This is a genomic window from Pseudomonas sp. LBUM1674 (genome assembly GCF_059695635.1).
The window spans coordinates 3,817,310-3,830,413 of sequence record NZ_CP166779.1 but is presented as its reverse complement, the minus strand read 5'-3'; the positions used below and the strand labels follow the sequence as shown (position 1 = coordinate 3,830,413).

The 13,104-nt window shown below is 60.1% G+C and carries 12 protein-coding genes; 7 read left to right on the top strand and 5 right to left on the bottom strand.

The features are described from left to right. Positions 1–50 precede the first annotated feature (50 nt). From ACA067_RS17595 to ACA067_RS17585, 3 genes are all read left to right on the top strand, one after another. The gene (locus ACA067_RS17595) at positions 51–1,280 is read left to right on the top strand and encodes a CaiB/BaiF CoA transferase family protein (protein WP_497457751.1); all 1,230 of its coding nucleotides are present in this window, start codon (positions 51–53) and stop codon (positions 1,278–1,280) included. Beyond that, positions 1,277–2,071 (top strand): methylmalonyl-CoA decarboxylase, encoded by a 795-nt coding sequence (gene scpB / locus ACA067_RS17590; RefSeq protein ID WP_497457750.1) that lies wholly within the window; start codon positions 1,277–1,279, stop codon positions 2,069–2,071. The genes ACA067_RS17595 and scpB overlap by 4 nt, the downstream gene beginning before the upstream one ends. Before the next feature lie 119 nt (positions 2,072–2,190). Further along, positions 2,191–3,543, top strand: a complete 1,353-nt coding sequence (locus ACA067_RS17585) for an SLC13 family permease (RefSeq protein ID WP_497457749.1) — start codon at positions 2,191–2,193, stop codon at positions 3,541–3,543. 16 nt (positions 3,544–3,559) lie between these two features. Here ACA067_RS17585 and ACA067_RS17580 read toward each other — a convergent pair whose 3' ends face one another. The 4 genes from ACA067_RS17580 to ACA067_RS17565 form a co-directional block, all read right to left on the bottom strand. Then, positions 3,560–3,676, bottom strand: a complete 117-nt coding sequence (locus ACA067_RS17580; RefSeq protein ID WP_497457748.1) for an SDR family oxidoreductase — start codon at positions 3,674–3,676, stop codon at positions 3,560–3,562. A 4-nt stretch (positions 3,677–3,680) separates the two neighbouring features. Continuing rightward, positions 3,681–4,169 carry a copper chaperone PCu(A)C gene (locus tag ACA067_RS17575; protein ID WP_497457747.1) on the bottom strand — a complete coding sequence of 163 codons (489 nt, stop codon included), beginning with the start codon at positions 4,167–4,169 and terminating at the stop codon, positions 3,681–3,683. Beyond that, on the bottom strand, positions 4,169–4,774 hold the full coding sequence (locus ACA067_RS17570; protein WP_497457746.1) for an SCO family protein: 606 nt from the start codon (positions 4,772–4,774) through the stop codon (positions 4,169–4,171). The genes ACA067_RS17575 and ACA067_RS17570 overlap by 1 nt, the downstream gene beginning before the upstream one ends. A gap of 358 nt (positions 4,775–5,132) precedes the next feature. Then, positions 5,133–6,872: a dipeptidase gene (locus tag ACA067_RS17565; protein ID WP_497457745.1), complete on the bottom strand. Its 1,740-nt coding sequence runs from the start codon at positions 6,870–6,872 to the stop codon at positions 5,133–5,135. Positions 6,873–7,111: 239 nt separating this feature from the next. Here ACA067_RS17565 and nspC point away from each other — a divergent pair, with 239 nt between their 5' ends. From nspC to ACA067_RS17550, 3 genes are all read left to right on the top strand, one after another. Beyond that, positions 7,112–8,209, top strand: a complete 1,098-nt coding sequence (nspC, locus tag ACA067_RS17560) for a carboxynorspermidine decarboxylase (protein WP_497457744.1) — start codon at positions 7,112–7,114, stop codon at positions 8,207–8,209. A 26-nt stretch (positions 8,210–8,235) separates the two neighbouring features. Continuing rightward, positions 8,236–9,474: a saccharopine dehydrogenase family protein gene (locus tag ACA067_RS17555; protein WP_497457743.1), complete on the top strand. Its 1,239-nt coding sequence runs from the start codon at positions 8,236–8,238 to the stop codon at positions 9,472–9,474. 554 nt (positions 9,475–10,028) lie between these two features. Continuing rightward, a complete protein-coding gene (locus tag ACA067_RS17550) occupies positions 10,029–10,958 on the top strand; it encodes a ZIP family metal transporter (protein ID WP_497457742.1) in 930 nt (309 codons plus the stop codon). Here the strand turns inward: ACA067_RS17550 and ACA067_RS17545 are convergent. Further along, positions 10,927–11,868, bottom strand: coding sequence for a DMT family transporter (locus tag ACA067_RS17545; protein WP_497457741.1), 942 nt, complete (start codon positions 11,866–11,868; stop codon positions 10,927–10,929). The genes ACA067_RS17550 and ACA067_RS17545 overlap by 32 nt on opposite strands. 99 nt (positions 11,869–11,967) lie before the next feature. Between ACA067_RS17545 and ACA067_RS17540 the strand changes: the two genes are divergently transcribed. Then, entirely contained in the window at positions 11,968–12,837 is an 870-nt protein-coding gene (locus tag ACA067_RS17540) for a LysR family transcriptional regulator (RefSeq protein ID WP_497457740.1), read from the top strand. Positions 12,838–13,104 lie beyond the last annotated feature (267 nt).

The window sequence follows — 13,104 nt, the reverse complement described above, 5'->3', positions numbered from 1 at the left end:
CAACAGGCCTTGGCGCAATGTCCGTACTCAACCCTTCACTGGAGAACCCTATGCAAGCTTTGCAAGGCGTGAAAATCGTCGACCTGAGTCGCGCACTGTCGGGGCCGTTCTGCACCATGGTGCTGGCAGACCTCGGTGCCGATGTGATCAAGATCGAGCCCGGCCCGACTGGCGACATGAGCCGCAGCTGGGGCCCCTTCGACCGGGGCGTGAGCACCTACTATTTATCGTGCAACCGCAACAAGCGCGGCATGTGCATTGACTTGCGCAATCCCCAAGGGCTGGCCACCATCCAGCAGCTGATCGATGACGCCGACGTCGTCATCGAGAACTTCAAACCCGGCACGCTGGAAAGCATGGGCCTCGGTTATGAGGTGCTCAGCGCCCGTAATCCGCGACTGGTGATGGGCAGCATCAACGCCTTTGGCGCCGACGGGCCGATGAGCAGTTGGCCGGGCTTCGACCAGATTGCCCAAGGCTACTCGGGGCTGATGAGCCTGACCGGTTTCGTCGATGGCGACCCGACGCGCACCGGCACCGCCATCGGCGATTTGACCTCGGGCATGTGGTTGGTGACAGCGGTGCTGGCCGCACTGCTCGAGCGCGAGCGCACCGGGCGCGGCCAGCATGTCAGTACGTCGCTGCTGGCCAGTCTGGTCGGGTTGCTGAGTGTGCACGGCCAACGCTACCTCAGCCTGGGGGATGTGCCGCGTCGCACCGGCAACGCCCATTCGGTGATTGCGCCTTACGGCGTGTTCCAGACAAAGGATGGGCCGCTCAATCTGGCGCCGATCACCTCGGCCATGTGGGGGCGTTTGTGCGTCCTGCTCGAGTTGCCCGAGCTGCCGGACGATCCGCGTTTCGCCACCAATGAAGCGAGGGTCGAACGTCGTGACCAATTGAGAGAAATTCTGGAAAGCCGTTTGAAAACCCGCAGCAAACGCGAGTGGACCACGCTGTTCGTCGACGCAGGATTACCCGCCGGCCCGATCAACACACTCGATGAGGTCTTCGACGACCCGCAGGTGCTGCACAGCCAACTGACCGAAACACTCATGCACCCGACACTCGGCGCATTGCGTCAGGTAGTGACCCCGGTGTTCGGCGCCACTGCCGGCGTTGCCAGCCGCCCACCGCCACTGCTCGGCGAACACACCGTCGAAGTACTGCGCGAAGCCGGTTTCGACGTTGCATCGATCAACGCACTGCTCGCCGCTAAAATAGTGTTTCAAGCCTGCGACGAGATGACCTGCGCACAATCAACAGGAACCACACAATGAATCCAACCTCTTGCGCTACCGTGACCGTCAACCGGGTCGATGAACGCATCGCGCGGCTGGTCTTCAGCAACCCCACACACCGCAATGCACTCAGTGCACAACTGCTGACGGCGCTCGACGAAAGCCTCGTCGCCCTGGCGTCACAACGCATCCCGGTGGTGATCCTCGGTAGCGAAGTGGGCCAATCCGTGTGGAGTGCCGGCCACGATATCCGCGAACTGCAACACGACCGCGACCCGATTGCCTACGGCAAACCGCTCGAACAGGTATTGCGCCGCATCCGCGCCTATCCCGGCGTGGTGATCGCCCTGGTGTCCGGCTCGGTGTGGGGCGGCGCGGTGGATCTGGTCATGAGCTGCGACATGGTCGTCGCGGACCGCAGCGCCAGCTTTGCCATGACTCCGGTGAACATTGGATTGCCATACACCACCAGCGGATTGCTGCGCTTCTTCAACAATTTGCCGATTCATGTGTTGAAGGAGATGTTTTTCACTGCACAGAAGCTTGATGCGCAGCGGGCGGAACGGTTTGGTCTGGTCAACAGACTGGTCGACACTGATGTACTGGAAGCGACCGCGCTGGAACTGGCGCACGGCATCGCCAGCAAAGCGCCGCTGGCCATTGCGGCGGTCAAGGAACAGCTGCGTATCCTCGAAGACCTGCAACCGATGCCGGTGCAGGCGATGGAACAGATTGCCGAACTGCGCCGACAAGCCTGCGAAAGTGCTGACTTTGGCGAAGGGCTGGCAGCCTTTGCCGAGCGCCGGCCGGCGGTGTTCAGTGGCAATTAGCACGACAGATTTCGTTTCGGCACGCCCGGCCTGACGTGAATCGGTTGCTCCACATCCCGGAAAAATAACAACAAGGACGGTACCTGCGGGGCCGTCCGAATGCGGGGAGTCAGATTGAAATGAACAATGAGATTCTGTCGATTTTAGTATTAGTGGTCATTTTCGGCATCGCTAGCGTGTTGCCCATCAACATGGGCGCGCTGGCGTTCGCGGCGGCCTTTATCGTCGGTTCGGTGATCATGGACATGACATCGGCGACCATCTTCGCCGGTTTTCCCAGTGACCTGTTCCTGACGTTGGTCGGTGTCACCTATTTGTTCGGCATCGCCCAGAACAACGGCACCATCGACTGGCTGATCGAACGGGCAGTGTTGATGGTGCGTGGCCATGTCGCCTGGATACCTTGGGTGATGTTCGTGGTGGCGGCGCTGCTCACCGGTTTCGGTGCGCTGAGCCCTGCGGTGGCAGCGATCCTTGCGCCTATTGCGCTGAACTTCGCCGTGCAGTACCGCATCAACCCGGTGCTCATGGGCCTGATGGTGATTCACGGCGCCCAAGGCGGCAGCTTCTCGCCTGTGAGTATTTTCGGTGGCATAACCAATCAGATCGTTGCGTCCTCCGGGCTGCCTAATGCACCGTTCACCCTGTTCATCACCAGTCTGCTGTTCAACCTGGGGATTGCCATGGTGGTGTTCGTCGTCTTCGGTGGTTTACGCAGCGCTCGCCTGTCGCTGGTGCCGGCCTCGCCCGGTCTCCAGTTGCATGCCGCGGGTGCATCGCTGGCCATTCTTGGCCACGGCGGTACGCCGTCTTCCCCGGCTTATCATCGCACTGACCTGACGGGCGCCGGTGCGCCGCTCCAGACCGTCAGCGGTCTGGACGGGGCCAAGCTGTCGACGCTGGTCGGTCTGTTGGCCCTGGCGATCTCGGCATTAGTGTTCAAGTTCAATATCGGGTTGGTGGCCATGACGGTCGCGGTGGTCTTGGCCATGTTCGCGCCTGCGGCGCAGAAGGCGGCCATCGACAAGGTCAGTTGGTCGACTGTCCTGCTGATCACCGGGATCATCACTTACATCGGAGTGATGCAGACCATCGGCACCATCGACTATGTCGCCCATGGCATCTCCGGCTTGGGTGAGCCGCTGCTGGTGGCGTTGCTGCTGTGCTTCACCGCCGCAATTATCTCGTCCTTCGCCTCGTCCACGGCGTTGCTAGGGGTGATCATTCCCCTGGCGGTGCCATTCTTGAGCCAGGGCCACATCAGTGCGGTCGGCGTAGTCGCGGCCATCGCCATTTCCACCACCATCGTCGACACCAGCCCGTTCTCCACCAATGGCGCGCTGGTGGTTGCCAATACACCCGTGCAGGAGCGAGAAAAAGTGTTGCGCAGCCTGCTGATCTACAGCGCGGTGATTGCCCTGGTGGGACCCTGTGTGGCCTGGTTGACCCTGGTGGTGCCCGGGGTGCTTTGAACCATCGGCGTGCAGTTCACAAGTTGCCGACGCCGCCATCCACCAACAACTCTGTCCCCACCACGAACGTCGATTCGTCAGAGGCAAGATAGACCGCGGCCTTGGCCAGTTCCCACGGGGTGCCCAATCGCACCCCGTCAATGCATCTTGCTGTGATCAGGCATGTTCAGTGCCCGTGCCTGGGCTTCGATCTTGATCGACTCGATTTCACCTGCGGCATTCTCAACGGTCAGCACCAGCGGCACCTTGTCGCCTTCCTTGACTTGAGCGACCAGGTCGATAAGCATCACGTGATAGCCATGAGGATCCAACGCCACCGGTTTTCCGGCAGGCAAGGCCACGGACTCTACCGGTTGCATGCTCATCACATCGTTTTTCATGGTGGACTGGTGAATCTGCACGATCTTGGCCGCAGGTGATTGTGCGCCAATCAGCTTGCTGTCGCCGCTCGCCGTGACTGTCATGAACGCCCCGGTCGCTTGTTGTCCGGCAACGGTGGCGCGAATCCAGGCGTCTTCTACCTGAGTCTGGGCTGAAACCTGAAAAGCCAATCCCAGCAAGGAAAGCCCAAGCACGATCTGTTTCAGGTGCGCATTGATAGCGGGGGTAATGGCATTCGTGTTCACTAGCAGACCTCCATGACGGTCAGCAAATCTTCCGTGCACTCTTGTGCAGAAAGCGAATGGGATAACCCAAGGCGTAGCGTGCCCCTGGAGTCATAAACGTAGCTGGTAGCCGTATGAGAAAGCGTATAGGTGGAACCGCTCGGAATTTTTTCATAAAACACACCGAACTCTTTAGCCGTTGCAGCCGTTTCCTCCAGGGTCCCATGTAGCGCGACAAATGAAGGATCAAAGGTCTTGACGTAGGCGTCCAGTACCGCCGGTGTATCCCGTTCAGGATCAAGGGTGATAAAGATGACCTGGAGACGATCACCGTCCTTACCCATCAGCTTCTTGATCTGCACTGCGCGAGCCAGGGCCGTAGGGCATACCGCCGGGCATTGAGTGAAGCCGAAAAAAACCATCGGCATCATGCCCCGATAGCTCGAGAGCGTCGTCAGGTTGCCTTCAGTGTCCTTCAACTTGAAGGTCCGCCCGAGGATCTGATCGCTCAGATCCTTGCCGTATCTGTACGACAGCTTGACGCTGTTGTCGCAACCGCTGAGAAGGCCAAGACTGAGCAAGCCAATACCTGCAACCACCTTGCGGCGAGTCAAACAAACACTCATGTCCTGCGAACCTTTAGCTGAGCCCTGCAGTCCATAAGACCGTACGGCTGATTAACCTTGATAGGGAAACTGATGATCCATCTCAGCCTAACCGGGCGCGAGTCTAACAATTCCAGCGAGTCTTGATAACTTGCGACATTCTGACGCAGTCACTGCCTCTGGATCATTCAGCCCTTCAAGATTTTTCGCCCACCCGCCCTGGGTCGGAACAAGGGGCGTTGGCGCGTGGGAATGGGGTCGGGGACATATAGTTATTAAAAGACTGGTCGGCCGAGGCCGCATTACAGGTGCCCGGCGTTACGACGGGTTCAAGACCATGAAAAAGATGGACCCGCCAGACAGCGGGTCCGAAAGGCGATCAGAGTTTCGGCAACTGCCCGATGCGTCCCAGCATCTCGGTCACGATCTGCAGGTCCAGCAGGAACTGGTCGACGGTCTTGAACTCGTTGTCGGTGTGGCCGGTGTACTTGAGCTCGGGCCGGGCCAGGCCGAATTGCACGCCATTGGGCAGCTCATGGACCGAGGTGGCGCCGGCCGAGGTGCCGAACTCGTGTTTCATGCCCAGGTTTTCGCTGGCCACGGCCAGCAGGGCCTTGACCCATTCACCCTCGGGGTTGCGGTACATCGGCTCGGCGATCGAGTAGTCGAAGGTCGGCGCAATGTGGGTATTTTTGCTCCAGGCGCCCAGCTTGTCGGCGATTTCAGTCTTGAGCACTTCTGGTGACTTGCCTTTCGGCACCCGCAGGTTGACCGCGAGCTTGAAGGCTTTTTCATCCATCCCGACATAGGTCAGGGAGGCCGTCAGCGGTCCCATGAAGGCATCGGAAAAGCCCACACCCAATTTACCGCCCAGGTAATCCAGTCCCCAGTTGTCGGCGGCGTAGCGAGCGGCGTCGGTGATGTGGTTGTGCTTGAGCGCGACCTTGCCGTCGAGGCTGTTGATCAAGTCCAGCATCCTGGCCACCGGGTTGACGCCGGATTCGGGTTCGGAGGAGTGGGCGGAAACGCCGGTGACCGTCAGCTGGACGTCCTGGCCGACGACCTTGGCGGTCACTTCGAAGTTGCCGCCATTGCGCCGGGCATAATCGGCACCGGCTTTCTGCAGGCTGGCGGCCAGTTCGGCGGGTTGGTCCGTCACGAGTGTGGCGACCGAAGTCGACGGAATCTGGTTGGTGGCCAACCCGCCCGTCATTGAAGTGATTTCGGCGCCTTTGCCCTCGGCGGCACGCCGGGTAAAACTGGCCATGACAGTGCCGTAGCCTTTTTCGGCGATCACCACCGGGTAGCTGCCATCGAGTGCCAGGTTGTAGTTGGGCGTCGGGTTGCGTTCAAAGTAGTAAGGGATGGCGTCGCCGGTGGTTTCCTCGGTGGTGTCTATCAGCAGCTTGAAATTTCGCGCCAGCGGCAGCTTTTCTTCCTTGATCACCTTCATGGCGTAGAGCGCCACGACGATGCCGTTCTTGTCATCCTCGGTGCCCCGGCCGTACAGGCGGTCGCCAACCAGGGTGACCTTGAACGGGTCGAGCCGGGTGCCGTCTTTGAGGACCCAGTTTTCCGGGGTCACGGGCACCACATCGGCATGCGCGTGAAGGCCCACGACTTCCTCGCCGCTGCCCTCGAGGGCGATTTCGTAGACGCGGTTGTCGATGTTGCGAAAGTTCAGGTTGAAGGCCTGGGCCAGGCCCTTGAGTTTGTCGGCGATCTTGATGAACTCGGGATTCTCGTGCTGGGCAACGCCGTCCACGCGGAAGGTCGGGATGGCGACCAGTTCGCGCAGGGTCTCGTTGGCCGCGTTGCCGTATTTCACCCGTGCATAAATGCCCAGCAGGCGATGGATCTCGTTCTGCTGTTCAGGGGCAAGGGTCTTGTTGCCCAGGAAGGCACTGATGGCCGCGCCGAGGTCGTCGGTTTTGGCCAGGTCGCTCTTGGCCAGGTCTCCCAGGAACTGCCTGAAATCCGTAACAGATGCGTTATCGAAGCGCTTGAGGATGGCCGTGCTCTGTTGCGGGGTGATGTTGGCGTACGCTGGCGTGGTAAACGACGAAAGGCTGGCCAGTATCAGGGTGGCTGCGGCCAGGTGCTTGAGTGAACAATTCATTGCTGGGGCATTCCTTTGCAGGCTGGTGGTAGGAAGTGTCTGATCGAAGTAACAGAACATTTCCAAAATTAACACCATTCGTCAGCCCGAAGGGCACCAAGCGCTGCATTTTCGATTCAATCGATCAGGTAAAGGCCACCAGACAATCGGCAAACTGCGCATTCTGCTCTTTCGATATGTAATAAGTGAAGGCACAATGCGCATCCTTTTTTGGCTGGCCTTGCCGGAGGCGCCTCGAAATGATCAAAACGCCGTATTACCTCATCGATAAACAGAAGCTGCTGGCGAACATGCAGAAGATCGCCTATGTGCGCGAACAGTCCGGGGCCAAGGCCCTGCTGGCGCTCAAGTGCTTCGCCACCTGGTCGGTGTTCGACCTGATGCAGCAGTACATGGACGGCACCACGTCGTCGTCGCTTTACGAACTCAAGCTCGGTCGACAGAAGTTCGCCGGCGAGACCCACGCCTACAGCGTGGCCTGGGCCGACGACGAGATCGAGGAGATGCTCGACAACTGCGACAAGATCATCTTCAACTCCATCGGCCAGTTGCAGCGCTACACCGAAGCGTCAGCGGGCAAGGTCCGCGGCCTGCGGGTCAATCCGCAGGTGAGCAGCTCGGATTATCTGCTGGCCGACCCGGCGCGTCCGTTCAGCCGCCTGGGCGAATGGGACCCGGTGAAGATCGAGCAGGTCATCGAGCAGATCTCTGGCTTCATGTTCCACAACAACTGCGAGAACGGCGACTTCGGCCTGTTCGACCAGATGTTGTGCACCATCGAAGAGCGTTTCGGTCATCTGCTGCACAAGGTCGAGTGGGTCAGCCTCGGTGGCGGCATTCACTTTACCGGTGAAGGCTACGCGCTGGACGAGTTCTGCGCGCGCCTCAAGGCCTTCTCGCAGAAGTACGGCGTGCAGGTCTACCTGGAGCCGGGCGAAGCCGCCATCACCCAGAGCGCGTCGCTGGAAGTCACGGTGCTCGACACCCTGTACAACGGCAAGCACCTGGCAGTCGTGGACAGCTCCATCGAAGCGCACATGCTCGACCTGCTGATCTATCGCCTGAACGCAAAGCTGGCGCCAAGCGAGGGTGAGCACACCTATATGGTGTGCGGCAAATCCTGCCTGGCCGGCGACATTTTCGGCGAGTATCAATTTGCTCGGCCGCTGGCCATCGGCGATCGACTGTCGTTCGTTGACGCAGCGGGTTACACCATGGTCAAGAAGAACTGGTTCAATGGCTTGAAAATGCCGTCCATCGTAGTGAAACAACTCGACGGTAGTATCGAGGTGGTTCGCGAATTTGGTTACAACGACTACATGTCCAGCCTTTCGTAAGCTGGCGCAGAGGAGAGTTAGATAAATTGAAGAAGAACGTACTTATCATTGGTGCAGGAGGTGTCGCCAAGGTGGTGGCCCACAAGTGCGCGCAGCACAACGATGAACTCGGTCGTATTGCTATCGCGTCGCGCAACATCTCCAAATGCCAGGCCATCATCGACAGCGTCAAGGCCAAGGGCAGCCTCAAAGAGCCCGCCGACATCCAGGCCTTCGCGCTGGACGCTCTGGATGTGGAAGCGACCAAGGCGCTGATCCGCGAAACCGGATCGCAGATCGTCATCAACGTCGGCTCCGCCTTCCTCAACATGTCGGTGCTGCGTGCCTGCATCGATAGCGGCGTGGCCTACCTGGACACCGCCATTCACGAAGAACCGGGCAAAATCTGCGAGACGCCGCCCTGGTATGGCAACTACGAGTGGAATCACCTCGAGGAATGCAAAGAGAAGAACATCACCGCCATCCTCGGTGTGGGCTTCGACCCGGGTGTGGTCAACGCCTATGCGGCGCTGGCGCAACAACAGTATTTCGACCACATTGATTCGATCGACATTCTCGACGTCAATGCCGGCTCCCATGGCAAATATTTCGCCACCAATTTCGACCCGGAAATCAACTTCCGCGAATTCACCGGACAGGTGTGGAGCTGGCAGGACAGCCAGTGGACCAGCAACACCATGTTCGAAGTCAAACGCACCGACGACCTGCCGGTGGTAGGGGCGCAGAACCTGTACCTGACCGGCCACGATGAAGTGCACTCGCTGTCGAAGAACCTCGACGTGCCCAACGTGCGATTCTGGATGAGCTTCGGCGAGCACTACATCAATGTGTTCACGGTACTCAGGAACCTCGGCCTGCTCTCCGAGCAACCGGTCAAGACCGCCGAGGGCCTGGAAGTCGTGCCGCTGAAAGTGGTCAAGGCCGTGCTGCCTGACCCGAGCTCGCTGGCGCCCGGCTACACCGGCAAGACCTGCATCGGCGATCTGGTCAAGGGCACCAAGGATGGTCAGCCGCGCGAGGTGTTCATCTACAACGTGGCCGATCATGAAGACGCCTACGCCGAAACCGACAGCCAGGGCATTTCCTATACCGCGGGCGTGCCACCTGTGGCAGCAGCCCTGCTGGTTGCCCGCGGCGAGTGGGACGTTCAGCGCATGGCCAACGTCGAAGAGTTGCCGGCTGAGCCGTTCCTCAAGGCGCTGGACGTGATGGGCCTGCCGACCCGCATCAAGGACGAGCATGGCGATCGTCCCCTGGAGCTGTAACGCCTGACACTCCCCCCGCTACAAGGTGCGCCAGGGCAGGTGCACCTTGCTGTTTCGTTCAACTCCCTCCTGCAAGAACCTCTGCTTTGCTGATCCGCTGACTCCCTTATGGATCTGCTCGCGGCACGCGTTTGCCTTGGCGATATAGATATCGAAGGGTCACTGGAAGTTTGTATTCGCAGGGCATACCGCCGACGACTGGCGGCAATTCGACGCATAGTCAGCGGTTCAATACCGCCTGTCGCGACTCAAAAATCTTTTTAAAATTTTCAATCGGGCAATTGCTTCAGATGACTGTGGGCGGCGCATTCGGTCCGTCTGTCACCGCACGCTGTTGAGGCGTGCGGTGCCTTTCTGTTACCAAGAGACTACGGAGTGAATGACATGGCTTCGAATTTCAATAGGGGAACCGGGGACAGCTCCCTGGACCTGTCCGGTTTGTTCAGTGCCACGGCGAAGGCATTCGAACGAGACGCACAGCGCATTTCAAGGCAGTTGCTACCGATGAATTCAGGGGCAGGCCGTAAGCGGACGAACAGTCGATAGGAGGTTGTATGGCAGATCCAGCGTCGTCGGGTGCAAGTGTATCGCGCTCATGGCTTGAGCAAGTTCGCAGTAGCAATTGGCAGGGCGCCTGTTTCTGGTTGATCCTGACCATCGTCACGTGCCTGTTGCTGTTCAGTGGCTATAGCGCGCTGACAGGGGCCGACCCGAACGTACTGCATTTCGCGATGCTGGGCGGCACTGCCGGTTTCGCGGCGACAGCCCTGGGCGCCGTGCTGGCCCTGGTGCTGCGTGAGGTGGCGGTGCGCACCCAGGACATGATGCTCGGCTTTGCCGCCGGGATGATGCTGGCGGCCAGTTCATTTTCGCTGATTCTGCCCGGCATCGACGCGGCGCAGTCCATCACGGGCAACCAGATGATGGCTGCCGCCGTCGTGGTGTTCGGGATGGGATTGGGCGCGGCACTGATGGTCGGACTGGATCGCTTTGTGCCCCATGAACACCAGAAAATCGGAAGGCGAGGGCCCGAGGTGCAACGGATCAACCGGGTCTGGCTGTTTGTCCTGGCCATCACCCTGCACAATTTGCCCGAGGGCATGGCCATCGGTGTCAGCTTCGCCGACGGCGACATGACCGTGGGGTTGCCACTGACCACGGCAATCGCGCTGCAGGACATCCCCGAAGGCCTTGCCATCGCGCTGGCGCTACGGGTGACGGGCATCTCGGCACTGCGTGCTGCGCTGGTGGCCGTCGGTTCCGGCCTGATGGAGCCCTTGGGCGCGGTGATCGGCCTCGGGGTGTCTTCCGGGTTTGCCTTGGGCTATCCGATCGCGCTGGGGCTGGCGGCCGGCGCGATGATCTTCGTGGTCTCCCATGAAGTGATTCCCGAGACGCATCGCAACGGGCATGAAACGCCTGCCACGCTGGGATTGATGTTGGGGTTTGGGGTCATGATGTTTCTGGATACGGCTTTGGGTTAGTGGATTGACATCCGCCATTGCGTCCACGGGGGCTCATCCCCAACAATGGCAATCCCACAAGAGTCAATGCCACGCCCAGCATGGCACTGCTGCTCAACGGATCGCCGAACTGCAGCCAGGCCCAGATCATGGTCACCGGCGGGGTCAGGAACAGCGCGCTACTGATGCGCTGAATGCTGAACCGCTGCAGGCACAGCCAGTAAAATCCGTAGCCACCCAAAGTCGCGAAGACCACCAGCCACACTACGCCCCCGGCAAAACCGGCGCTGGCCGGTGGACTTATTTCGCCTTCAAGGCCCGCCAGCACGGCAAACACCGGGATCACCGCACAGACTTGAATGAACAACGCAGTCAGGGCGGACATCGACGCCCCGGGCAGCGCTTTCTGGTACAGCGTAGCCGCCGCCAGGGACAGCACTGCCAGCAGTGGCAAGCTATAAACCCGCAGATCAGTGGCGTCCCATTCGACGCTGGCAGCGCTGGCCACCAGCATGCCGCTCAGGCACAGCGCCAATCCCAACCACTGCCAGCCGCGGGTGCGCTGCCCGGGCACGCTACCGGCCAACACCACGATCGTCAGTGGCAACAGATTGGCGATGAGTGACGCCGTGCCTGGCGCGACACCCAGCTGAATGGAGGCGGCGATCGGTCCGATATAGCCGCCAATCGCGAACAGCCCCAGCAGTACTTGATGCATCAGGTCGCGACCACGCAAGGCCCGCAAACCCCGCCAGGCGAAGGGCAGCAACACAACTGCCGCCAGGATGAAACGCCATAGCGTAGCCAGGTAAACGCTGCCCTGATCGGCCACATACCGGTAGCCGATAAAACCGGAACTCCAGCTGACGACCATGGCCAACATCAGCAAGCCGCTGGTCAACAGCGATAAGCGAGGGTGTATGACGTTCATCGAATGGCACCTGACAGTGGGCTCAGTTCGATGGTATGAATGAAGCGGTTATGCAATCAAACGATACGATCAGCACCACTGGTGCAGGATTTCTGAACCATGGCCGAGACGATTGATATTGAACTGCTGCGCACCTTCCATGCCATCGTGCGCTTTGGGCAATTCCTGGCGGCCTCGAGCTTTTTGAACAAAAGCCCGTCGGCGGTCAGTCTGCATGTGCGACGCCTGGAAGCCCTGGCTGGGGGACGCTTGCTGGAGCGTGACAACCAGACTGTCAACCTGACACCGCTGGGCCGTCGCTTCGCGTTGCAAAGCGCCGAGCTCCTGTTGCTCCACGACCGAATGCTCGCCAGTTTCACCGCGCCGGTCGCCAGTGGCCGGGTCAGGCTGGGCATTTCCGAGGAGTACGCCGGGGCGGTACTGAGCTGTACGCTGCCGCACCTGACGGCGGATTTTCCTTACATCGAACTGGAGGTCGAAACCGGTTCCAGTGGGCGCTTGAATATTCGCCTGCGGCGGGGGCAACTGGATATGGCGTTGCTGGTGGAGCCGGTTGACGTGACTGCGCCCGACACTCGCTGCATCAAGACCTTGGGCATCACCCAACCTGTCTGGGTGGCTGCCCACGACTACCGGCTGGATCTTGCCAGGCCGGTGCCTCTGGCTTTGCACGGCAAGGGCTGCCCGTACCGAAGCGTGGCGGTCGACGCGCTTACCCAAATGGGCCGGCGCTGGCGGGTGGTCATCATGAGCGCCGGGGTTGCCGCACTGGAAACCGCCATCGAAGCCGGTTTGGCCGTCGGCATCGTCGACCGCGCTCAAGTGCGGCCAGGCATGCGCGTGCTGACCACGGCAGACGGGTTGCCTGAACTGCCGGTGCATGAGCTGCGACTGATGTTGGCCCCGGGGAAGTTAAGTGAAGCGGGTGAGGTGTTGGCGGGATTGATCGGGCACGGCTTCCAGCTCTGACGCGCTTTACACCCACTCAAAATATCCAGACTCGCCATGGATCCCTGTGGGAGCGAGCCTGCTCGCGAATGCGGTGTGACAGACGACATCGACGTTGGATGTCCTGGCCTCTTCGCGGGCAAGCCCGCTCCCACAGTTAGTTGTGGTACATACAAAATATCCAGACTCGCCATGGATCCCTGTGGGAGCGGGCTTGCCCGCGATGGCGGTGTGACAGGCGATAAGCGCTTTGCAAGCGTGCTACGTCATCCAGCCCATGTCAGGACT